Below are 19,589 nucleotides of genomic sequence, written 5' to 3' on the forward strand. Positions count from 1 at the left end.
TTGTTCATTGAAAGGAGGCACCATGGCCAGAACCTTCGCCAGCGCCGGCGACCTTGGCGAGAAGAAGACCAGTTTCACCGAGATCGGGCCGGGGCTCTATGCCTTCACGGCCGAGGGCGATCCGAATTCCGGCGTGGTCGTCGGCGACGACAGCGTGATGGTGGTCGAGGCGCAGGCCACACCGCGGCTGGCGCGCAAGGTGATTGCCCATATCCGCGAAGTGACCGAGAAACCGATCACCCATCTGGTGCTGACCCATTACCACGCCGTGCGGGTGCTGGGGGCCTCGGCCTATGGCGCGGAGCAGATCATCATGTCCGACACCGCCCGCGCGATGGTGGCCGAACGCGGGCAGGAGGATTGGGAGAGCGAGTTTCAGCGGTTTCCGCGGCTGTTCGAAGGGCATGAGGGGATACCGGGCCTGACCTGGCCGACGACCACATTCACCGACCAGATGACAGTCTGGTTGGGAAACCGGCGCGTCGATATCCTGCATCCGGGCCGGGCGCACACCGCCGGCGATGCGGTGGTCTGGGTGCCCGATGCCGAGGTGATGTTCACCGGCGATATCGTCGAGTACCATTCCGCCTGCTATTGCGGCGACGGACATTTCGCGGATTGGGGACGGACGCTCGATGTGGTGCGCGGCTTCCGCCCCGCCGCGATTGCGCCTGGACGGGGCGACGCGCTGGTGGGACCGGACATGGTGCGCGCCGCGCTCGACAATACCGCGGATTTCGTCGCCAGCACCTACCGGCCCGCCGCGCGGGTTGCGGCCAAAGGTGGTACACTCAAGGACGCGTGGGCGGCCGTGCGCGCGGAATGCGATCCGAAATTCGCGGATTACGCGATCTACGAGCACTGTCTGCCCTTCAACGTCTCGCGCGCCTATGACGAGGCCCGCGGCATCGACACGCCGCGGATCTGGACGGCGGCGCGGGATCTGGAAATGTGGGAAGCGCTGCAGGGCTGAGCGCCGGATCGCCCGCCCGACAGCCGGAGGAGAGGAGCCTTGACCGCGATTTTCGAAACCCCGCTCTATCCCTATGCACGTTCGCCCGATCAGGATGCGCTCGACCCGGTGCGCCACCCGGTCGTCGTGGTGGGCGCCGGGCCGGTCGGGCTGGCTGCCGCCATCGATCTGGCGCAGCAGGGCGTACCGGTGGTGGTGTTGGACGACAACGACAAAGTGTCCTTCGGCAGCCGTGCGATCTGCTTCTCCAAGCGCACGCTCGACATTCTCGACCGGCTTGGCTGCGGCGACGCCGCGGCTGGAAAAGGCGTGCAATGGGACACCGGCAAGGTCTTCTTCGGGGACCGGCGCGTCTTCGAGTTCAACCTGCTCCCCGAAGAGGGCCACAAGCGTCCGGCCTTCCTCAATCTCCAGCAATACCACCTCGAAACCTATCTGGTGGACCGCGTGCGCGCGCTGGCCGCCGAGGGCCGGCCCATAGAGATCCGCGGGCGCAACCATGTCTCGGCGCTGGGCGTCTACGAGGATTTCGTGCGGCTGGAGGTGGACACGCCGGAAGGCCCGTACAATCTGGATGCGCAATGGCTGATCGCCTGCGATGGCGCCAACTCCTCGATCCGCCGGATGACGGGGCAGGATTTCATCGGCCGCGCCTTCGAGGACAGTTTCCTGATCGCCGACGTGGCGATGGAAGCCGATTTCCCCTCCGAACGCTGGTTCTGGTTCGATCCGCCCTTCAACCGCGGACGGTCGGCGCTTCTGCACAAGCAGCCAGACGGCATTTTCCGCATCGACCTCCAATTGGGCCGCGGGATCGACCCGGAAGAGGAGGTGAAGCCCGAACGGGTGACCGCGCGGCTGCGCCAGATGCTGGGCGCCAGGACCCGCTTCGCGCTGGACTGGGTGTCGATCTACACCTTCCAGTGCCGCCGGATGGACCGGTTCGTGAATGGACGGGTGATCTTCGCGGGCGACGCGGCGCATCAGGTTTCACCCTTCGGGGCGCGCGGCGCCAATAGCGGTTTTCAGGATGTGGACAACCTGTGCTGGAAACTCAAGCTGGTGCTCGACGGTGCGGCCCCGCCCGCCCTGATCGAAAGCTACAACTGGGAGCGCGTCTTCGCCGCCGACGAGAACATCCTGAATTCCACCCGGTCCACCGAATTCATCACCCCGAAATCCGAGACGAGCCGCGCGTTCCGCGATGCCGTCCTGCACCTTGCCGAGCGCCGGAAATTCGCCCGCAGGCTGGTGAATTCCGGGCGGCTCTCGACGCCGAGCGTCTACGAGGACGGGCCGCTCAACGGTCCCGACGACGACGCGCTGCCACTGCGTAACGCGCCCGGTGCGCCGGCCTGCGACGCACCCACCGGGGATGGCTGGCTGCTCGACCGGCTGGGCGGCGGCTTCCGGCTGCTGGCGATCGGGACGGAGGTGCCGGAACGGCTGGAGGAGGACGGAATCGAGGTCGTGACATTGGCTCTGCGCGCCGATGCCGATCCGCGTCTCGCCAAGCGCTATCTGGGCGGCGCGGCGCAGGCGGTCTATCTGATCCGGCCCGACCAGCATGTCGCGGCGCGCTGGACCGGCTACGACGAGGACGCGGTGCGCGCGGCGCTGCGCGTGGCCACCGGGCAGGGAGGCTGAGATGGGCAAGCTCAAGACCGATGCGAATATCGACGACGCGGACGGGTTCATGGCCGAATTGCTGGCGCTGCATGATGGCCGCTCCAAGGCCGAGAGCGATGCGATCAACGCGCGGCTGATCCTGATCCTGGCCAATCACATCGGCGACCGCGCGGTGTTGAGCGAGGCGCTCAGGACCGCCGGAATGGCCAGAGACGACTGAACCCGCCGCCGCGCGGGCCGGGCGCCACGCTCTGGCGTCCGCGGCGGGTCAGCAGCCAGACCGCCCCGTCCTCCACCACCACGGCCGAAAGGGGCCCACCGAACCCCGCGCCGGTGTCGATGGCGACGCGGTTGCCGCAATGGGTGACGCGTTCCACCGGCGTGTGACCGTGCAGCACCAGCCAGGGATGCGGGCTGCGGGCCGACAGGAACTCCTCGCGTATCCAGTAAAGGTCCTCTTCGGATTGCTCCTCCAGCGCGACGCCGGGGCGGATGCCGGCATGAACGCAGAGCACATCGCCCTCCCGGTGCCAGGGGGCAAGCGCGGCGAGGAACTCCCGGTGCGCGGCGGGCACCGCGTCGCGGGCCTCGGCGCGGATCACGGCCAGCGGACGGTCGGCGGCAGCGATTACGCCGTAGGAGGCCAGCGTCTCCTGCCCGCCCATGCCGGGGCGCAGCCAGGATTCCATCATCGGGTCATCGTCGCCTTCCAGGAAAAGCTGGAACATCTGGTCGTGATTTCCGCGCAGGGCATGCCAGGGTTCGCCGCCTTCGATCCCCGCGATCAGCCGCTCGATGACGCCGCGGCTGTCGGGGCCGCGATCCACCAGATCGCCCAGATGCACGACCGGCGCAGCCGGATCGCCGCAGGCGTCCTTGTCCGCAGTGATGCGATCATGAACCTCCTCCAGCTTCGCGCGCTGGCCGTGAATGTCTCCGATCGCGTAAAGGCGGCGGGTCATCGCGCATCGGCCTCCGGGCTTGCGGCGGGCGGGTTTCCGCCGACGTTGCCAGAACAGGGGTAGAGTATGAACACAGCGTTAACCATCCTTAGGGAAATGTTAACCTTTCGTTAGTAGATCGAATGTCAAAACCACCGCGCATCGGGGAAGGGTGCGGCAGCACCGGAGGTTTCATGCGCGTCCTTATTGTGGAAAGCAATACGACGCTCGGCCGGATTTGGCAGCGGCATCTGGAACGCCAGGGCGCCGAGGTCGAGCTTGCGAACACCCAGTCCGACGCCATCGCCGCGATCCGCGACCGCCCGATGAACATCATCATCCTCGATCTGGTGCTGGCGGATGGCAGCGCCTTCGCGGTGGCCGATTTCGCCAGCTACCGGCGGCCTGACACCAAGGTCATCTTCGTGACCAACACCAGCTTCTTTTCCGACGGCTCGATCTTCCGGCATATCCCGAATGCCTGCGCCTTCGTGCAGGCGGAGCTACCGCCGGACGATCTCTGTGCGATGGTGGAGCATTACGGGTCCCCGCTACAGTGATCCGCGCCCATGCGGCGCGTGATGGTCCAGAACCGGATTGATCGGGATGATGCGGTGCGGATTTATGGATGTGTGGCTGTAGTGGTAGTGCCGCACGATATGGCCGAAATCCACCGTCCCGGCCACGCCCGGCCACTGGTATAGCTCGCGCGTATAGCCCCAGAGATTGGGATAGTCGATCAGCCGGCGCCGGTTGCACTTGAAATGCAGGTGATAGACCGGGTCGAAGCGGATCAGCGTCGGGAAGAGCCGCCAGTCGGCCTCGGTGATGCGCCGGCCCACCAGGTAGCGCCGCGCCGCCAGTCGGTCCTCCAGCCAGTCCAGCGTGTCGAAGAGCGCCCCCACGGCATCGTCATAGGCGCTCTGTGTCGTGGCGAAACCGGCCTTGTAGACGCCGTTGTTGACCGTGTCGTAGATGCGCGCGTTGACGGGCTCCATCTCCTCGCGCAGGTCTTCGGGCCAGAAGTCGAGCCGGTTGCCGGTGATCCCGTCGAAGGCGGAATTCAGCATCCGGATGATCTCGGACGATTCGTTGGAGACGATGGTCTCGCGCTTGCGGTCCCACAGGACCGGCACCGTCACCCGGCCGGAGATCTTCGGGTCGGTGCGGGTGTATATGTCCCGCAGGAAGGCAGCGCCATAGAGCCTGTCGCCGGTCGCGCCTGGCCAGCCGCTGTCGAAACTCCAGCCGTCGGACAGCATGTCGGGATGCACCACGTCCACGCTGATATGGTCCTCCAGCCCCTTGAGCGCGCGGAAGATCAGCGTGCGGCTGGCCCAGGGGCAGGCATAGGAGACGTAGAGGTGGTAGCGCCCGCTTTCCGTCGGGAAGCCGCCCTCGCCGCTTGGCCCCGGCGCGCCGTCCGGCGTGATCCAGTTGCGGAATCCGGCCGTGGAGCGGACGAATTTCCCGCCGGTCGATTCGGTATCGTACCAGTCGTCGTGCCAAATCCCGTCGATGAGCTGTCCCATTGGCTGCCTCCTTTGCCCTTCCCCCCACAGCTAGGCCCTTTCGGCGCCGGGTAAAATTCCCCGTGGCTTTACGGACTGTTCACAATTTCGCAACAGGCTCGCGGTAGGCGTGTGCGGCGTGGCGACAGATTCCGCAATACGGGCTGCGCGAGGATCGTGCGCCTTGACCGGATCGCGAAGCTGCGGTCAGCTTGATACGGGTACAGGAGCAAGACCATGACGGATTTCCTGACGCGTGACATACGCGAGGGGCTGGAACAGGCACGCCGCCAGACGCAGCGTCGCCGCAGCCGGCTCCGTCTCAGGGTGGGGGAGGAGAGCTTTCCGATCCTGAGTTTCCGTGAGGACGGCTTCACGCTCGATGTGGAGGACGCCCCGCATCTGCGCGGCTGCGTGGACATCTATGACGGCGCCCGGCATATCTGCCAGGCGCTGATCATCGCCACCGCACAGGAGGGATCGCGCATGACATACGAGTTCAAGCGCGCAACCCAGGTGACGGACCGCCCGCCGCTCGACTATTCGCGCGACGACGATGCGCCGGTGGCGCTGCTGTCGCGGGACTGACGCACGGATTGGCATTGCAGACAGCCGATCCGCGGCAGTATCTTCGCGTGAACTGCGATTGCGTCGAATAATCCGCCGCATTTCTCTGCGCGTGCGCCGCAATCCCGGAAAAATTCCCGGCCGGAATTGCTAGAGTGCGGGGAAACGATTCTCGGACAGCATCGGAGGCACGCGATGATCCAGACACCCTATCTGCTGTTTCTTGGCGACGCGCCCGACCAGCTTGCCGCGAAAGTGGCGCAGGGCATCAAGGACTGGCGGCCGGAAAACGCCGTGGGCCAGTTCCGCATGGAGGGCTGCCAGGCCGATCTCGGGCTTGTGGACATGACGCTGGCCGAGGCGAAGGCGGCCGGGGCGAAGACCCTGGTCATCGGCGTGGCCAACCGCGGCGGCGTCATCTCCACGGCGTGGAAGAAGGTGCTGGTCGCGGCGTTGGAGGAAGGCTTCGACCTTGCCTCGGGGTTGCACAACCTGCTGCGCGATGAGCCCGACCTGGTGGCCGTGGCCGAAGCGACAGGCCGCGCGCTGCACGACGTGCGGGTGCCCGACACCGCCTATCCGATCGCCGACGGCAAGCGGCGCACGGGCAAGCGCTGCCTCGCGGTGGGCACGGACTGTTCCGTCGGCAAGATGTACACCGCCATGGCAATGGATGCCGAGATGCGGGCGCGCGGCATGAAATCGACCTTCCGCGCGACCGGGCAGACCGGCATCCTGATCACTGGTGGCGGGGTGCCGCTGGACGCGGTGGTGGCCGATTTCATGGCCGGGTCGATCGAGTGGCTGACGCCCGACAACGACCCGGACCACTGGGATCTGATCGAGGGGCAGGGCTCGCTCTTTCACGTCTCCTTTTCCGGCGTGTCGCTCGCGCTCATTCATGGCGGGCAGCCAGACGCGCTGATCCTGGCGCATGAACCCACGCGGAAGCACATGCGCGGGCTGCCGGATTACGACCTGCCGACGCTGGAGACGTTGCGCGACGCGGCGCTGGCCTTGGCATGGGTCGCCAATCCCGCCGCGCAGGTGGTGGGTATTTCCGTCAACACCCAGCACATGCCGGAGGCCGAGGCGCTGTCCTATCTCGGCGGGGTCGAGGCCCGCATGGGGCTGCCCGCGGTGGACCCGTTCCGCCAGGGCGCCGCGCGTCTGGTCGATGCGCTCGCCGCGATCTGAGGCCCACCGGACGGAGGCATCATGCAACTGACAGTGACGCGCGACACCTTCCCGCTGGCGGAGGTCTTCACGATCTCCCGCGGCTCGCGGACCGAGGCGCAGGTGCTGACCGTGCGCATAACCGAAGCCGGCGCGGCTGGTTGGGGCGAATGCGTGCCCTATGCCCGCTATGGCGAGACGCTGGAAAGCGTCACCGCGCAGATCGAGGGGCTGCTTCTGCCGCTCGACCGCATCGCGTTGCAGGATATGCTGCCGGCGGGCGCGGCGCGCAATGCCGTGGATTGCGCGCTCTGGGACTGGGAGGCCAAGCGCCGCGGCGCGCGGGTGTGGGAGCTTCTGGGCCTGCCCGCGCCGCAACCCGAGGTGACGGCCTTCACGCTGTCGCTCGACACGCCCGAAATGATGCGCGCCGCCGCGGCGCGCAACGCGCACCGGCCGCTTCTGAAGATCAAGCTGGGCACGCCCGACGACATGCCGCGGCTGGAGGCCGTGCGCGCCGGCGCGCCGGAGGCGCGGATCATCGTCGATGCCAACGAGGGCTGGACCGCCGGGGTCTATACCGAACTCGCGCCGCACCTTCTGCGCCTCGGCGTGCAGATGGTCGAGCAGCCCTTGCCCGCGGGCAACGACGACATGCTGGCCGAGATCGCCCGCCCGCTGCCCGTCTGCGCCGACGAAAGCTGCCACGACCGGGCCTCGCTGCCGGGGCTGCGCGGCAAGTACGACATGGTGAACATCAAGCTCGACAAGACCGGCGGGCTGACCGAGGCGCTGGCGCTGCGCGAAGCGGCGCGCGCCGAAGGCTACAGCGTGATGGTGGGCTGCATGGTGGGCAGCTCGCTGGCGATGGCTCCGGCCGTCCTGCTGGCGCAGGGCGCGGATTTCACCGATCTTGACGGCCCGCTGCTTCTGGCCCAAGACCGGGACGCCGCGCTGCATTTCGACGCGGCGGGCGTGCATGCGCCGGACCGCGACCTGTGGGGATAGGAGACCAGAAGATGAGCCGGACGGTTTATGTGAACGGGGCCTATGTGCCGGAGCACGAGGCGAAGGTGTCTGTCTTCGACCGCGGCTTCCTGATGGCCGACGGCGTCTACGAGGTGACAAGCGTGGTGGACGGCAAGCTGATCGACTTCGCGGGCCACGCGAAGCGGCTGGCACGGTCGCTCGGCGAACTGGAGATGGACAATCCGCTGAGCGAGGCGGAGTTGCTGGAGATCCACCGCGAACTGGTGACCCGCAACGACGTTAGCGAAGGGCTGGTCTACCTCCAGATCACCCGCGGCGCGGCCGATCGCGATTTCGCCTATCCGGAGGTTGCGCGCCCGACGGTGGTGCTCTTCACCCAGCACAAGACGCTGGTCGACACGGCGGCGGCGGAACGCGGCATCTCGGTCATCTCCATCCCCGACGAACGCTGGGGACGGCGTGACATCAAGACGGTGCAGCTTCTCTACCCGTCGATGGGCAAGATGATGGCCAAGGCGGCGGGCGCCGACGACGCCTGGATGATCGAGGACGGTCTGGTGACCGAGGGCACTTCCAACAACGCGCATATCGTCAAGGACGGCCGGATCGTCACGCGCCACCTGTCCAACGAGATCCTGCACGGGATCACCCGCGCCGCCGTGCTGCGTTTCGCGCGAGAGGCCCAGATGGAAGTGGAGGAGCGCGCCTTCACGCTCGACGAGGCGCAGGCGGCGGACGAGGCTTTCGTCACCTCCGCTTCCACCTTCGTCACGCCGGTTGTGCGGATCGACGACGCGCCTGTGGGCGCCGGCACACCCGGCCCCGTGGCCCGGCGCCTGCGCGAGATCTATATCGAGGAGATGCGCCGCGCGGCGATCTGAGCGGCCGGTTGAGGGCGATCGCGCGGCGGCCTGCGGCCTTGTTCCTGCGCGGGGGCGTCACACATAATCGCTCAAGGCCACAATATTCAGATCCAGGGCAGGCCGCATGCCCCGGCGCCGTCCCCGAGCGGTACGCTTTCAGCCCGGCTTTCCCACATTCTCGCGGAAGGCGGTATCGAACCGGTCCTTCTGCGCGTCACTGGCCTCGGTCTGGTACTTGTCGCGCCAATCCGCGTAGGGCATGCCATAGACGATTTCCCGCGCCTCGTCCTTGCCGATCCCGAGCCCCTTTTCCTGCGCGGCTTCCTGATACCAGCGGCTCAGGCAGTTGCGGCAGAACCCCGCCAGATTCATCATGTCGATATTCTGCACATCCGTGCGTTCGCGCAGATGGTCGCGCAGGCGGCGGAAGGCGGCGGCTTCAAGCTCCAGTTCGGTCTGACGGTCCATTTGGCTCCTCCTTGAGTGGTGTCCCCGATATGGGGTTATAGCGCGGCCGCGGCCAGGGCGTCATCGAGGATCGGCGCCAGCCGGTCGGCCCAGGCATGTTGCGCGGCGGTATCCGCGATCAGGTCGTTGCGCAGTTCAATCAGCGCATGGCAGCGGTTCGGCTGCACCCCGTGGCGGTCCATCGTGTCGCCGGTCAGGTGCCCCGAATAGGGCTCGTTGTCGCCCACGCAGAGATCTGGCTCGCGACGAAGCCGCGCGATGAGCGGCCGCGCCAATTGCGCGTCATGGGAATAGAGCACGCCGACATGCCAGGGCCGCGGCGGGCGCCCGATCAGCCGCGGCGTGAAGCTGTGGATCGAGATGATGACCGGGGCCTCGCGGGCAAGGATCAGTCGCTCCAGCGCCGCGTGATAGGGCCGGTAGCACAGATCGAGCCGGCGTTCGACCTCGGCCGCGTCGGCGTGGCGGTTGGCCGGGATCACCGATCCGTCATAGAGCTTCATCACCAGCGTCGGGTCGTCTTCGCCCCGGTTCGGGTCGATCACCAGGCGCGAGAAGTTGGACAGGATCGCCGGCGCGTCGAGCCGTTCGGCCAGCCGCCGCGTTACGCCCGCCGCACCCACGTCCCAGGCGATATGGCGGGCCATGTCCTCCGGGCTGAGGCCCAGATCGCCGCCATTGACGAAGGGCGGCACGGTGTTGGCCGCATGGTCGCAGACAAAGAGGTAATGGGAGGGCCGGTCGGCCCCGACGATCTCGTATGGCTGAAAGTTCACTATCGTATCCGCTGCGCGTGTGGCTGGGCCCCTTTTAGGCGTAATGCGGCCAAAGCGCCAGTTGTCAGGCTCACATGCTTGCGCCATACATGCAGCCGGTTGGCCACCAATGATATCCTTTGCACCGGGAGTAAGGCAGCAATGAAACGTCTGCGCAATGTAAAGATCGTGGCCACGCTGGGTCCGGCCTCGTCCGACTATGAAACCATCCGTGCGCTTTTCGAGGCGGGCGCGGACGTGTTCCGCCTGAACATGAGCCACGGCACCCACGAAGAGACCCGCGCGCGCCACGCGATCATCCGCGAGGTGGAGCGCGAGATGGAGCGCCCGATCTGCATCCTGGCCGATCTGCAAGGCCCCAAACTGCGCGTCGGCACCTTCGCACGCGGCGAGGAGGACCTGGAAGACGGCCAGACCTTCCGCGTCGATCTCGACCCCGCGGAGGGAGATGCGCAGCGCGTGTGCCTGCCGCATCCCGAGATTTTCCAGGCGCTGGAGCCGGGCGTCGCGCTTCTGGTCAATGACGGCAAGATCCGGCTGACGGTGGACCGCTGCGGCGCGGATTTCGCCGACTGTACGGTGGTCGCAGGCGGCACGATTTCCGACCGCAAGGGCGTCAACGTGCCCGATGTCGTCCTGCCGCTCGCCGCGCTGAGCGCGAAGGACCGCGAAGATCTGGAGTTCGTCTGCAATCTCGGCGTGGACTGGCTGGCGCTGAGCTTCGTGCAACGCGCCGAGGATGTGGAGGAGGGCCGCGCCCTGGCCGCCGGGCGGGCGGCGATCCTGACCAAGGTCGAGAAGCCTGCCGCCGTCACGGCCTACGACTCGATCCTCGCGGCCTCGGACGGGATCATGGTGGCGCGCGGCGATCTGGGGGTGGAGATGCCCGTGCAGGACGTGCCGCCGATCCAGAAACGCCTGGTGCGCGGGGCGCGCGCCGCCGCCAAGCCGGTGATCGTGGCGACCCAGATGCTGGAGAGCATGATCGACAGCCCGATGCCGACCCGCGCCGAGGTCTCGGACGTGGCGACCGCGATCTACGAGGGTGCGGATGCGGTGATGCTCTCGGCCGAATCCGCCGCCGGCAGCTACCCGGTCGAGGCGGTCGAGACGATGCACAATGTCGCCGTCTCGGTGGAGCGCGATCCGACCTATCGCGAGGTGGTCGAAGCGTCCCGCCGGGTTGATCGGGCCAGCGTCGCGGATGCGATCGTGTCGGCGGCACGCGAGATCGCCGAGGCGACCGAGATCAAGGCGATCTGCTGTTTTACCCATTCCGGCACCACCGCCGCGCTGGTGGCGCGCGAACGTCCGCAAGTGCCGATCATCGCGCTGACGCCGCTGATCGGAACCGCCCGGCGGCTGAGCCTGGCGTGGGGCATCTACTGCGTGCTGACCGGCGAGGTGGAGCGCTTCAAGATGGCCGTAGTCAGCGCCGCGCGCGCCGCGCGCACGCACGAGTTCGCCGAGGCGACGGACCAGATCGTGGTGACCGCGGGCATTCCCTTCAACGTGCCGGGCTCGACCAATATCCTCAGGGTTGCGCCCTGTGATGAGCGTTTGATTTTCAGCGGCGATCCTGAATAGAATCCGGCATTGTCGGAGGGTTCAGCGAATGTCTCCTGAATTTCTTTTGGTAGTCGGTATCGTTCTGGCCGCCTTTTCACTGCCTGCCATCGTTGCGGCCTGGTCCGATCGGCGCAGCCCGCGTGCGGCGGCGATCGTGCTCGTCATAGGGCTGGGCACGGTCGCGGTCGCGATCTTCACCTGGCCCGGTCCTTTCGGCGCAAGCGACGTGCCGGAGGCTTTCGTGAAAGTGGCGGGATCGATCCTGAACTGAGGCCGCGATTGAGACTTGCAATGCGACGGGCATGGCCCTAGAAGACGGCCTCTCAGGGGCGCGTCCGGCCGGAAGGGCTGCCGAGTCGTGCCGCAACACGTGACCGCAAGGAGACGGAAATGCCCAAGATGAAGACCAAATCCGGCGCCAAGAAGCGCTTCAAGGTGACGGCCAGCGGCCGCGTCAAGGCCGGACAGGCCGGCAAACGCCACGGCATGATCAAACGGACGAACAAATTCATCCGCACCGCGCGCGGCACCTCGGTGCTGTGCGAGGCGGACGAGAAGATCGTCAAAAGCTACATGCCCTACGCGCGCTGAGGAGAACCGGATATGTCACGAGTCAAAGGTGGAACCACCACACACGCCCGCCACAAGAAGGTCGTCAAGGCCGCCAAGGGCTATTACGGCCGCCGCAGCAACGCGTTCAAGACCGCGACGCAGGCGGTCGACAAGGCCAATCAATACGCGACCCGCGACCGCAAGAACCGCAAGCGCAACTTCCGCGCGCTGTGGATCCAGCGGATCAACGCCGCGGTGCGCAGCCATGACGAGGCGCTGAGCTATTCGCGCTTCATCAACGGTCTCAACAGCGCCGGGATCGAGGTGGACCGCAAGGTGCTCGCCGATCTCGCCGTGCATGAGCCCGAAGCCTTCGGCGCGATCGTCGCCCAGGCGAAGAGCGCGCTGGCCGAGTAAACCCGTCACATGAGGGACATGTGAAGACGCCATCGGCCCCGGCCGGTGGCGTTTCCCGTTCTCTGGCCGCGCCTCGTGCGACGGCATGGACGCGCGCCGCATGGATCCAGGGGTTTCATTGCCGCCCTGCCGCAGGTGCCTTTCCACAAGCTGCCCGAACTGCATGATCGCATGGCCGGATGGCACAAGGTTCTCGCAGAGGGGTATGCCGAATTCAGCGCCGGCTATGCCTCTCACTTGCGCTGAGGCCTGAGCCGGGGTAACCCGCCCCAAAGGCCGGATGGATTTGGACAGATGGACGATCTAAGAGACAAGTACCTCGCCGCGATTGCCGATGCCGGGGACGAGGCCACGCTGGAGGCGCTGCGGGTTCAGGCCGTGGGCAAGAAGGGCGAGGTCAGCGCGAAGATGCGCGAGCTGGGGCGCATGACGCCGGAAGAACGGCAGGTCATGGGGCCGAAGCTGAACGCGCTGAAGGACGAGATCAACTCCGCCTTGGCCGCCCGGAAAGCCGCGCTGGCCGATGTCGCGCTTGCTGAGCGGTTGAAGGGCGAGTGGCTCGACGTGACGCTGCCGGGAAGGCCGCGGCGCGAGGGCACGATCCACCCCGTAAGTCAGGTGATGGAGGAGGTCACCGCGATCTTCGCCGATCTGGGCTTCGCCGTCGCCGAGGGCCCGCAGATCGAAAGCGACTGGTACAATTTCGACGCGCTGAACATCCCCGCGCATCACCCCGCGCGCGGCGAGATGGACACGTTCTACATGGCTCGCGCGGAAGGCGACGACCGGCCGCCGCATGTGCTGCGCACCCATACCTCGCCGGTGCAGATCCGGCACATGCAGGAATATGGCGCGCCCTGCCGGATCATCGCGCCGGGCCGCGTCTATCGTGCCGATTACGACCAGACCCACACGCCGATGTTCCACCAGATCGAGGCGCTGGCCATCGGCCGCGACATCTCGATGGCCAACCTCAAATGGGTGCTGGAGGAGTTCTGCCGCGCCTTCTTCGAGGTCGACGAGGTGGAGCTGCGTTTCCGTGCCTCGCATTTCCCCTTCACCGAACCCTCGGCCGAAGTGGACCTGCGCTGTTCCTGGGAAGGCGGGCAGCTCAAGGTCGGCGAGGGCGACGACTGGATGGAGATCCTCGGGAGCGGCATGGTCCACCCGAAGGTGCTGGAGGCCGGCGGAATCGACCCGGCGGAGTGGCAGGGCTTCGCCTTCGGCATGGGCATCGACCGGATCGCGATGCTGAAATACGGCATTCCCGACCTGCGGGCGTTCTTCGATTCCGACCTGCGCTGGCTGCGGCATTACGGCTTCCGCGCGCTCCAGGTGCCGGAGTTGGCCGGGGGGCTGAGCGGGTAATGCCGAAGCGTGACCTAGAGAGGCTTCGGGCCATATTGTTTAAAGCCGAATCCATTGACATCAATGAAGATGATTATGTTTCCGGCTACATAGATATGATGTCCGATTTGTCTGCAGAGGACGCGTATCAACTTCTGCTAATGAGGGATGCAGGACTCATTGAAGGAAAAGATGCGGGCCTTGGTCTGTTCCGTATAACCAACGCAGGACATGATTTTCTTGATGCGGTCCGAGACGAAGGTATTTGGGAGAAAACTAAATCAAGAATTGTGAAAGCGGGCGGTTCAGCGACGCTTGATGTTGTCAAAGAAATTGCCGTTAGTTTGATATCTCGCGCGGTTCTTGGATGAGGTCTCACCGTTCCGTACTGAGATTGCTGGTGTGTCCACCCGCGGTCGGGCACTGCCCTCGGGGCAATGACGCGCCCTGACAGCCTTGTGATCTGACATCCGCCGGGGCGAGGCTAGGCTTCACCCGAACCCCTTCTCCGAGCGGCCCGTCCCCATGCGTCTTGCCTTTCTTCTCGCCCTCCTGCTCTGCGCAGGTCCCGCCGCCGGGAATGGCGTACCGCCAGAGCGTTGCCATGCCGAGATACCCTGCCCGCTGGGCGAGCGGTCCTACCATGTGAAGGAGCCCGATAACTGGGACGGCGTCACGCCGCTGCCGGTCCTGCTGCATTTCCACGGCTGGCAGCGGCAGGGCACGCTGATCGTCAAGCACGCGCGGATATCCGGTGCGACGCGGCGGCGGGGCGTGCTGCTGCTGGCGCCCAACGGGGCGCGGCGGACGTGGAATTTCTGGACCGCTGGGACCGAAGACGTGACCTTCGCGGCGGCGGTGCTGGAGGATGCCGCGAAACGCTATCCGATCGACCGCGACCGCATCTATGTCTCGGGTTATTCCTACGGTTCGGCGATGGCCTGGCGGTTCGCCTGCCAGCGCGGCGCGGGGGTCGCGGCGCTGCTGGCCGTTTCGGGCACGCTCGACCAGACCGAGGACTGCCCGGAGGCCCCGCGCGAGGTGCGCCATGTCCACGGCACCTCCGACACGGTGATGGATTTCCCGTTCGGGCCAGGCGGCGACAGAACCCGGCCTGTCGCGCTCTGGCGGCGGGAGATGGGCTGCGGCGCGGGCGAGGCGCAGGGCGCGTGGCGGATCACCGAGCATGACTTCTTCCGCCGCACCGTCTGGGAGGGCTGCGCAGGCGGCCGGATGGTGCTTGACGTGCATGCGCGCGGGCATTTCATCCCCCGCGGCTGGATCGCCCGCCAGCTCGACGAGCTCCTGGGGCGGCCGCCTTCCTATCCGTGACGGCGTCGCGTCCGTGCCCGCTGCGAAACGCGAGGGCGGCGCAGGTATTTCCTGCGCCGCCCCGTCACGAGTGGAAGTCGTGGTGTTTCGGCGCCCCCGGTGTGACCTGATCAGGCCGGCGGGAGCTTACTTGAACCAGTTGGTCGGTGCCGCAGCACATGCCACACGGCCGACGGACGAGTTGCAGCTGAACAGATCGCCGGTCACACCGAGGATCTGGGATGCACGCGTCGCGGTCGCATCGCCGGAAGCCAGCCCGAAGCCTACGAATACGCCAATGACGAGCATCAGCGGCTTCAGGATGGATCCGATGGTATCAAAAAGATCGCGTACCATGATCAATCTCTCAAAGACTTGGCCCCCACCAGTCTCTGGACCTTTTTCGAACGAAATTGGGGCGGAAATGTGGCATTAGGTTAAATCACTGTAATCATGGAAAAAACTTTGTTCTATTACGTAGCGTCATTTTGCCCTGTGACGAATCGTGGCCGCTGGATCGCGGGTTTCGCGATACAATCGTGGCGAGGGCTTCCCAGTGTTGATGAAGCCGCCCCTGGCGGCGGCGCGCGCCGGACCCGCGGCACGGGTCTTTTCCACCGCATGGCTTTGCGATAGGACAGGCGCGAGACGCGGAACTGGCAGGGGCGCCCCCGATGAAATTTACCCTATCTTGGCTCAGGCAGCATCTGGAGACGGAGGCCAGCCTGGACGACATCCTCTATGCGCTGACCGATCTGGGGCTGGAGGTCGAAGGCGTGGACGACCCCGCGCGCACGCTGGGCGCGTTCCGCATCGCGCGGGTGATCGAGGCGGTGCAGCACCCCAACGCGGACCGGCTGCGGCTCTGCAGGGTCGAGACCTGGCCCGAAGGCCCTGACGGCCCGACCGAGGAGGTGCAGGTCGTCTGCGGCGCGCCCAATGCGCGGACCGGACTGGTGGGCGTCTTCGCGCCGGTCGGCACCCATGTGCCGGGCACCGGCGTCGACCTGAAGCCCGGCGTGATCCGCGGTGTGGAGTCGAACGGCATGCTGTGCTCGGAACGCGAGATGATGCTGTCGGACGATCACGAAGGCATCATCGACCTGCCCGAGGACGCGCCGCTGGGCGCGCGCTTCATCGACTATCGCGGCCTCAACGACCCGGTAATCGAGATCGCCATCACCCCCAACCGCCCCGACGCGCTGGGGGTGGAGGGGATCGCGCGCGATCTGGCCGCCCGAGGGCTGGGCCGGCTGATCCCGTGCGAGGCCGACCCGGTGCCGGGCAGCTTCCCCTCGCCGGTGGGCGTCCGCATCGACCCGGAAGTGCAGGCCGAAGACTGTCCGCTCTTCTGCGGGCGGGTGATCCGCGGCGTCCGCAACGGCCCGTCGCCGGACTGGCTGCAACGCCAGCTCAGGGCGATCGGGCTCCGGCCGATCTCGGCGCTGGTCGATATCACCAATTTCTTCACCTATGACCGCAACCGGCCGCTGCATGTCTTCGATGCCGACAAGATCGCGGGCGATTTGCGGGTGCACTACGCAACCGGCGGCGAGACGCTGACCGCGCTCGACGACAAGACCTATACCCTGGCCGAGGGCATGATGGCGATTTCCGACGAAAACGGCACGGAAAGCATCGCCGGGATCATCGGCGGACTCGCCACGGGCGCTACGAAAGACACGGTCAACGTGTTTCTGGAGAGCGCTTACTGGAACCCCGTCGCCATCGCCCATGCGGGCCGTGCGCTGAAGATCAATTCCGACGCGCGCTACCGTTTCGAGCGCGGGGTGGACCCGGCCTTCACACCGGTGGGGCTGGAACTCGCGACGCGCATGATCCTCGATTTCTGCGGCGGCGAGCCGTCGGAGGTGGTGGTCGCGGGCGCTGTGCCTGACACGTCGCGCAGCTACCGGCTGGACACCGACCGCGTTCAGTCGCTGGTGGGCATGTCGATCCCCGCCGAGACGCAGGTGGAGACGCTGCGCGCGCTGGGTTTCACGGTGGAGGGCGACCGCGTGACGCCGCCCAGCTGGCGCCCGGACGTGCAGGGCGGGGCCGACCTGGTGGAGGAGGTTGCGCGCATCGCGTCGCTCACGCGGCTCGAAGGGCGCCCGATGGCCCGGCCGCGCCCCGGCGTGGCCCGTCCGGTCCTGACCCCGATGCAGCGACGGGCCTCCGCGGCACGGCGCACCATCGCGGCGCTGGGCTATAACGAATGCGTCACCTACAGTTTCATCGACCGCGACTCCGCGGCGCTCTTCGGTGGCGGCGGCGCGGCGGTCGCGCTGGACAATCCGATCTCCAGCGAGATGAGCCATATGCGCCCCGATCTGCTGCCCGGCCTCTTGCAGGCGGCGGCGCGCAATCAGGCGCGCGGCTTCGCGGACCTGGCGCTTTTCGAGCTTGGCTCGGCCTGGCATGGTGGAGAGCCGGGGGAACAGCGGCTGCTGGCCGCGGGCCTGCTGGTCGGCCATACCGGGCCGCGCGATCTGCACGGCACCCGCCGGGCGGTGGACGTTTATGACGCCAAGGCCGATCTGGAGGCGGTGCTGGCCGCCATCGGCGCGCCGGCGCGCGCGCAGACCCTGCGCGGCGGGCCCGACTGGTGGCATCCCGGCCGCCACGGGCTGATCTGCCTTGGGCCGAAGAAGGTGCTGGGCGTCTTCGGCGAGCTGCATCCGAGAGTGCTGGCGGCGATGGACGTCAAGGGCCCGGCGATGGGGTTCACCGTGATGCTGGAGGAGGTACCCTTCCCGCGCAGCACCGGCGCCACCCGCCCGGCGCTGGAGAGCAGCGATCTGCAGGCCGTGGAACGCGACTTTGCCTTCGTGCTGGACGCCGATGTGGAGGCGCTGGCGCTGGTCAACGCCGCGCAGGGAGCCGACAAGGCGCTGATCGAGGGCGTGCGGGTCTTCGACGAGTTCACCGGCGCGCCGGCCGAGGCGCAGATGGGCGCGGGCAAGAAGTCGCTCGCAATCACGGTGCGGCTCCAGCCCAGGGAGAAGACCCTCACCGAGGAAGAGATCGCGGCCGTGTCGAAAAAGATCATCGACAAGGTCGGCAAGGCCACCGGCGGCGTGTTGCGCGGCTGAGACCGGTGGCGGAAGGAGACGAAGCAATGACACTCAAGGTTTATCTGGCAGGCGAGATCCACACCGACTGGCGCGATGAGATCATCGCCGCGACCGATGGGCTCGACCTGGCATTCAGCGCGCCGGTGACGGATCATTCCGCCAGCGACGATTGCGGGGTGGCGATCCTGGGCGCGGAGCCCGACAAGTTCTGGCATGACCGCAAGGGCGCGCTGGTCAACGGCATCCGCACCCGCAAGGCGATTGCCGATGCCGATGTCGTGGTGGTGCGCTTCGGAGACAAGTACAAGCAGTGGAACGCCGCCTTCGACGCGGGCCAGGCCGCCGCGCTGGGCAAATCGCTCATCGTGTTGCAACCGCCAGAGCATGACCACGCGCTCAAGGAAGTGGACGCCGCCGCCGATGCGGTTGCCCGCAGCCCGGCAGAGGTCGCCCATATCCTGCGCTACGTGCTGAGCGGCGCGCTGCCCGACTGACGGTCCGGCGCGGACGTCTCAGCCCTTGCGGATGCCCTGCACCAGCATGGCCTTGCGGTCGATCTTCAGCCCGCGCCCGGTGGCATAGGGGGCGTGCAGATCGCGGAAATCCTGCTGGAACGCCGCCAGCCGGTCGGGGTCCAGCTCTGATGCCGCGAGATCCATCGGGCCGAACCCCTTGCGGTATTTCTGCCAGAGCGTATCGGCATCCGGCGCGTAAAGCGTGGTGATCCGTTCCGACAGATCCAGGTCGAAATCGGCACCGAAGGTACGGGTCAGCCAGTCGGCATTGCCCCAGACCATCGGCGAGACCTCCGGCGGCGGCGCGTCCGCGTATTTGCCGACCATCGCGAAGAAGGCCGGGATGTAGTCCTCCGGGTCGTCATACCAGGTGGTCAGGACCATGCGCCCACCCGGTTTGATCACGCGCGCCAGCTCCGCCGCCGCACGGTCTGGCTTGCCCGCGAACATCACGCCATAGGTGGAGATCGCGCCGTCGAATTGCGCGTCGTCGAAGGGCAGGGCCTCGGCATCGGCCTGTCGAAACGCGACCCGTGGCGCCAGATGGGCGGACATGGCGCGCGCGGGCTCCAGCAACCCTTCGGCGATGTCGATGCCGGTGACATCGGCGCCTTGCTCGGCCACCAGCCGCGCGGTGCGGCCGGTGCCGGTGGCCACGTCGAGGATGTGCTCGCCCGGCAGTGGCCAGAGGCACTGAACCGCGTGGCTCAGTCCGTCATTCAGCCCGAAACTGATAAAATCGTAATTCGCGCCCGCATGACCCCAGGCGCGGGCGGCGTCAATGTTGTGCGACTCGATCATCGAATTTCTCCCGTCCGGAATTGGTGCGGGGGAGTATCGGGGTGGTCCGGGGTTTGGGATAGTGCAGATTCTGGAGTATATTCGGCGCGCATGGGACCGCATCATT

At 66.7% G+C, this 19,589-nt stretch carries 23 protein-coding genes; 17 read left to right on the forward strand and 6 right to left on the reverse strand.

Annotation, left to right across the window (positions count from 1 at the left end):
• Nucleotides 1–22 precede the first annotated feature (22 nt).
• From DDZ14_RS10180 to DDZ14_RS10190, 3 genes are read left to right on the forward strand one after another with little or no spacing between them, the layout of a single operon-like run.
• Nucleotides 23–973 carry an MBL fold metallo-hydrolase gene (locus DDZ14_RS10180; protein ID WP_109424860.1) on the forward strand — a complete coding sequence of 317 codons (951 nt, stop codon included), beginning with the start codon at nt 23–25 and terminating at the stop codon, nt 971–973.
• A 39-nt stretch (nt 974–1,012) separates the two neighbouring features.
• A complete protein-coding gene (locus DDZ14_RS10185) occupies nt 1,013–2,620 on the forward strand; it encodes an FAD-dependent oxidoreductase (protein ID WP_109424861.1) in 1,608 nt (535 codons plus the stop codon).
• Between the two features lies 1 nt (nt 2,621).
• Complete coding sequence (locus DDZ14_RS10190) at nt 2,622–2,822, forward strand: DUF2783 domain-containing protein (RefSeq protein ID WP_109424862.1); 201 nt, start codon at nt 2,622–2,624, stop codon at nt 2,820–2,822.
• Here the strand turns inward: DDZ14_RS10190 and DDZ14_RS10195 are convergent.
• Entirely contained in the window at nt 2,791–3,564 is a 774-nt protein-coding gene (locus tag DDZ14_RS10195) for a metallophosphoesterase family protein (protein ID WP_109424863.1), read from the reverse strand. The genes DDZ14_RS10190 and DDZ14_RS10195 overlap by 32 nt on opposite strands.
• Nucleotides 3,565–3,737: 173 nt before the next feature.
• On the opposite strand from DDZ14_RS10195, the gene DDZ14_RS10200 reads away from it, so the two are divergent.
• Entirely contained in the window at nt 3,738–4,103 is a 366-nt protein-coding gene (locus DDZ14_RS10200; RefSeq protein WP_109424864.1) for a response regulator transcription factor, read from the forward strand.
• On the opposite strand, the gene DDZ14_RS10205 is transcribed toward DDZ14_RS10200, so the two are convergent.
• Nucleotides 4,095–5,075: a glutathione S-transferase family protein gene (locus DDZ14_RS10205; protein WP_109424865.1), complete on the reverse strand. Its 981-nt coding sequence runs from the start codon at nt 5,073–5,075 to the stop codon at nt 4,095–4,097. The two genes, DDZ14_RS10200 and DDZ14_RS10205, sit on opposite strands and share 9 nt — an antisense overlap.
• Before the next feature lie 216 nt (nt 5,076–5,291).
• Here DDZ14_RS10205 and DDZ14_RS10210 point away from each other — a divergent pair, with 216 nt between their 5' ends.
• The 4 genes from DDZ14_RS10210 to DDZ14_RS10225 all read left to right on the forward strand — a co-directional run bounded on the left by DDZ14_RS10210 (nt 5,292) and on the right by DDZ14_RS10225 (nt 8,668).
• On the forward strand, nt 5,292–5,642 hold the full coding sequence (locus tag DDZ14_RS10210; protein ID WP_109424866.1) for a hypothetical protein: 351 nt from the start codon (nt 5,292–5,294) through the stop codon (nt 5,640–5,642).
• 174 nt (nt 5,643–5,816) lie between these two features.
• Complete coding sequence (gene dgcN, locus DDZ14_RS10215; protein WP_109424867.1) at nt 5,817–6,818, forward strand: N-acetyltransferase DgcN; 1,002 nt, start codon at nt 5,817–5,819, stop codon at nt 6,816–6,818.
• A 21-nt stretch (nt 6,819–6,839) separates the two neighbouring features.
• The gene (dgcA, locus tag DDZ14_RS10220) at nt 6,840–7,805 is read left to right on the forward strand and encodes an N-acetyl-D-Glu racemase DgcA (RefSeq protein WP_109424868.1); all 966 of its coding nucleotides are present in this window, start codon (nt 6,840–6,842) and stop codon (nt 7,803–7,805) included.
• An 11-nt stretch (nt 7,806–7,816) separates the two neighbouring features.
• The gene (locus tag DDZ14_RS10225) at nt 7,817–8,668 is read left to right on the forward strand and encodes a D-amino-acid transaminase (protein WP_109424962.1); all 852 of its coding nucleotides are present in this window, start codon (nt 7,817–7,819) and stop codon (nt 8,666–8,668) included.
• A 138-nt stretch (nt 8,669–8,806) separates the two neighbouring features.
• On the opposite strand, the gene DDZ14_RS10230 is transcribed toward DDZ14_RS10225, so the two are convergent.
• Both DDZ14_RS10230 and DDZ14_RS10235 read right to left on the reverse strand, forming a co-directional pair.
• Nucleotides 8,807–9,118, reverse strand: coding sequence for a DUF1244 domain-containing protein (locus tag DDZ14_RS10230; protein ID WP_109424869.1), 312 nt, complete (start codon nt 9,116–9,118; stop codon nt 8,807–8,809).
• Between the two features lie 35 nt (nt 9,119–9,153).
• On the reverse strand, nt 9,154–9,894 hold the full coding sequence (locus DDZ14_RS10235; protein WP_233252542.1) for an N-formylglutamate amidohydrolase: 741 nt from the start codon (nt 9,892–9,894) through the stop codon (nt 9,154–9,156).
• 141 nt (nt 9,895–10,035) lie between these two features.
• Here DDZ14_RS10235 and pyk point away from each other — a divergent pair, with 141 nt between their 5' ends.
• The 7 genes from pyk to DDZ14_RS10275 all read left to right on the forward strand — a co-directional run bounded on the left by pyk (nt 10,036) and on the right by DDZ14_RS10275 (nt 15,111).
• Entirely contained in the window at nt 10,036–11,481 is a 1,446-nt protein-coding gene (pyk, locus tag DDZ14_RS10240) for a pyruvate kinase (RefSeq protein ID WP_109424871.1), read from the forward strand.
• Between the two features lie 28 nt (nt 11,482–11,509).
• Nucleotides 11,510–11,734 carry a hypothetical protein gene (locus tag DDZ14_RS10245; protein ID WP_146193126.1) on the forward strand — a complete coding sequence of 75 codons (225 nt, stop codon included), beginning with the start codon at nt 11,510–11,512 and terminating at the stop codon, nt 11,732–11,734.
• A 119-nt stretch (nt 11,735–11,853) separates the two neighbouring features.
• Nucleotides 11,854–12,054, forward strand: a complete 201-nt coding sequence (rpmI, locus tag DDZ14_RS10250; RefSeq protein ID WP_109424873.1) for a 50S ribosomal protein L35 — start codon at nt 11,854–11,856, stop codon at nt 12,052–12,054.
• Nucleotides 12,055–12,066: 12 nt separating this feature from the next.
• Nucleotides 12,067–12,432 carry a 50S ribosomal protein L20 gene (gene rplT, locus DDZ14_RS10255; RefSeq protein ID WP_109424874.1) on the forward strand — a complete coding sequence of 122 codons (366 nt, stop codon included), beginning with the start codon at nt 12,067–12,069 and terminating at the stop codon, nt 12,430–12,432.
• Nucleotides 12,433–12,726: 294 nt separating this feature from the next.
• Nucleotides 12,727–13,800, forward strand: coding sequence for a phenylalanine--tRNA ligase subunit alpha (gene pheS, locus DDZ14_RS10265; protein WP_109424876.1), 1,074 nt, complete (start codon nt 12,727–12,729; stop codon nt 13,798–13,800).
• On the forward strand, nt 13,800–14,150 hold the full coding sequence (locus DDZ14_RS10270; RefSeq protein ID WP_109424877.1) for a DUF2513 domain-containing protein: 351 nt from the start codon (nt 13,800–13,802) through the stop codon (nt 14,148–14,150). The genes pheS and DDZ14_RS10270 overlap by 1 nt, the downstream gene beginning before the upstream one ends.
• Before the next feature lie 154 nt (nt 14,151–14,304).
• Nucleotides 14,305–15,111 (forward strand): PHB depolymerase family esterase, encoded by an 807-nt coding sequence (locus DDZ14_RS10275; protein WP_233252543.1) that lies wholly within the window; start codon nt 14,305–14,307, stop codon nt 15,109–15,111.
• 126 nt (nt 15,112–15,237) lie between these two features.
• Here DDZ14_RS10275 and DDZ14_RS10280 read toward each other — a convergent pair whose 3' ends face one another.
• The gene (locus DDZ14_RS10280) at nt 15,238–15,447 is read right to left on the reverse strand and encodes a hypothetical protein (protein WP_109424878.1); all 210 of its coding nucleotides are present in this window, start codon (nt 15,445–15,447) and stop codon (nt 15,238–15,240) included.
• Nucleotides 15,448–15,764: 317 nt separating this feature from the next.
• Between DDZ14_RS10280 and pheT the strand changes: the two genes are divergently transcribed.
• Nucleotides 15,765–18,185: a phenylalanine--tRNA ligase subunit beta gene (pheT, locus tag DDZ14_RS10285; protein ID WP_109424879.1), complete on the forward strand. Its 2,421-nt coding sequence runs from the start codon at nt 15,765–15,767 to the stop codon at nt 18,183–18,185.
• A gap of 26 nt (nt 18,186–18,211) precedes the next feature.
• On the forward strand, nt 18,212–18,661 hold the full coding sequence (locus tag DDZ14_RS10290; RefSeq protein WP_109424880.1) for a YtoQ family protein: 450 nt from the start codon (nt 18,212–18,214) through the stop codon (nt 18,659–18,661).
• Between the two features lie 18 nt (nt 18,662–18,679).
• Here DDZ14_RS10290 and DDZ14_RS10295 read toward each other — a convergent pair whose 3' ends face one another.
• Nucleotides 18,680–19,483 (reverse strand): class I SAM-dependent methyltransferase, encoded by an 804-nt coding sequence (locus DDZ14_RS10295; RefSeq protein ID WP_109424881.1) that lies wholly within the window; start codon nt 19,481–19,483, stop codon nt 18,680–18,682.
• Nucleotides 19,484–19,589 lie beyond the last annotated feature (106 nt).

Source organism: Maritimibacter sp. 55A14 (assembly GCF_003122205.1).
GTDB lineage: Bacteria > Pseudomonadota > Alphaproteobacteria > Rhodobacterales > Rhodobacteraceae > QEYE01.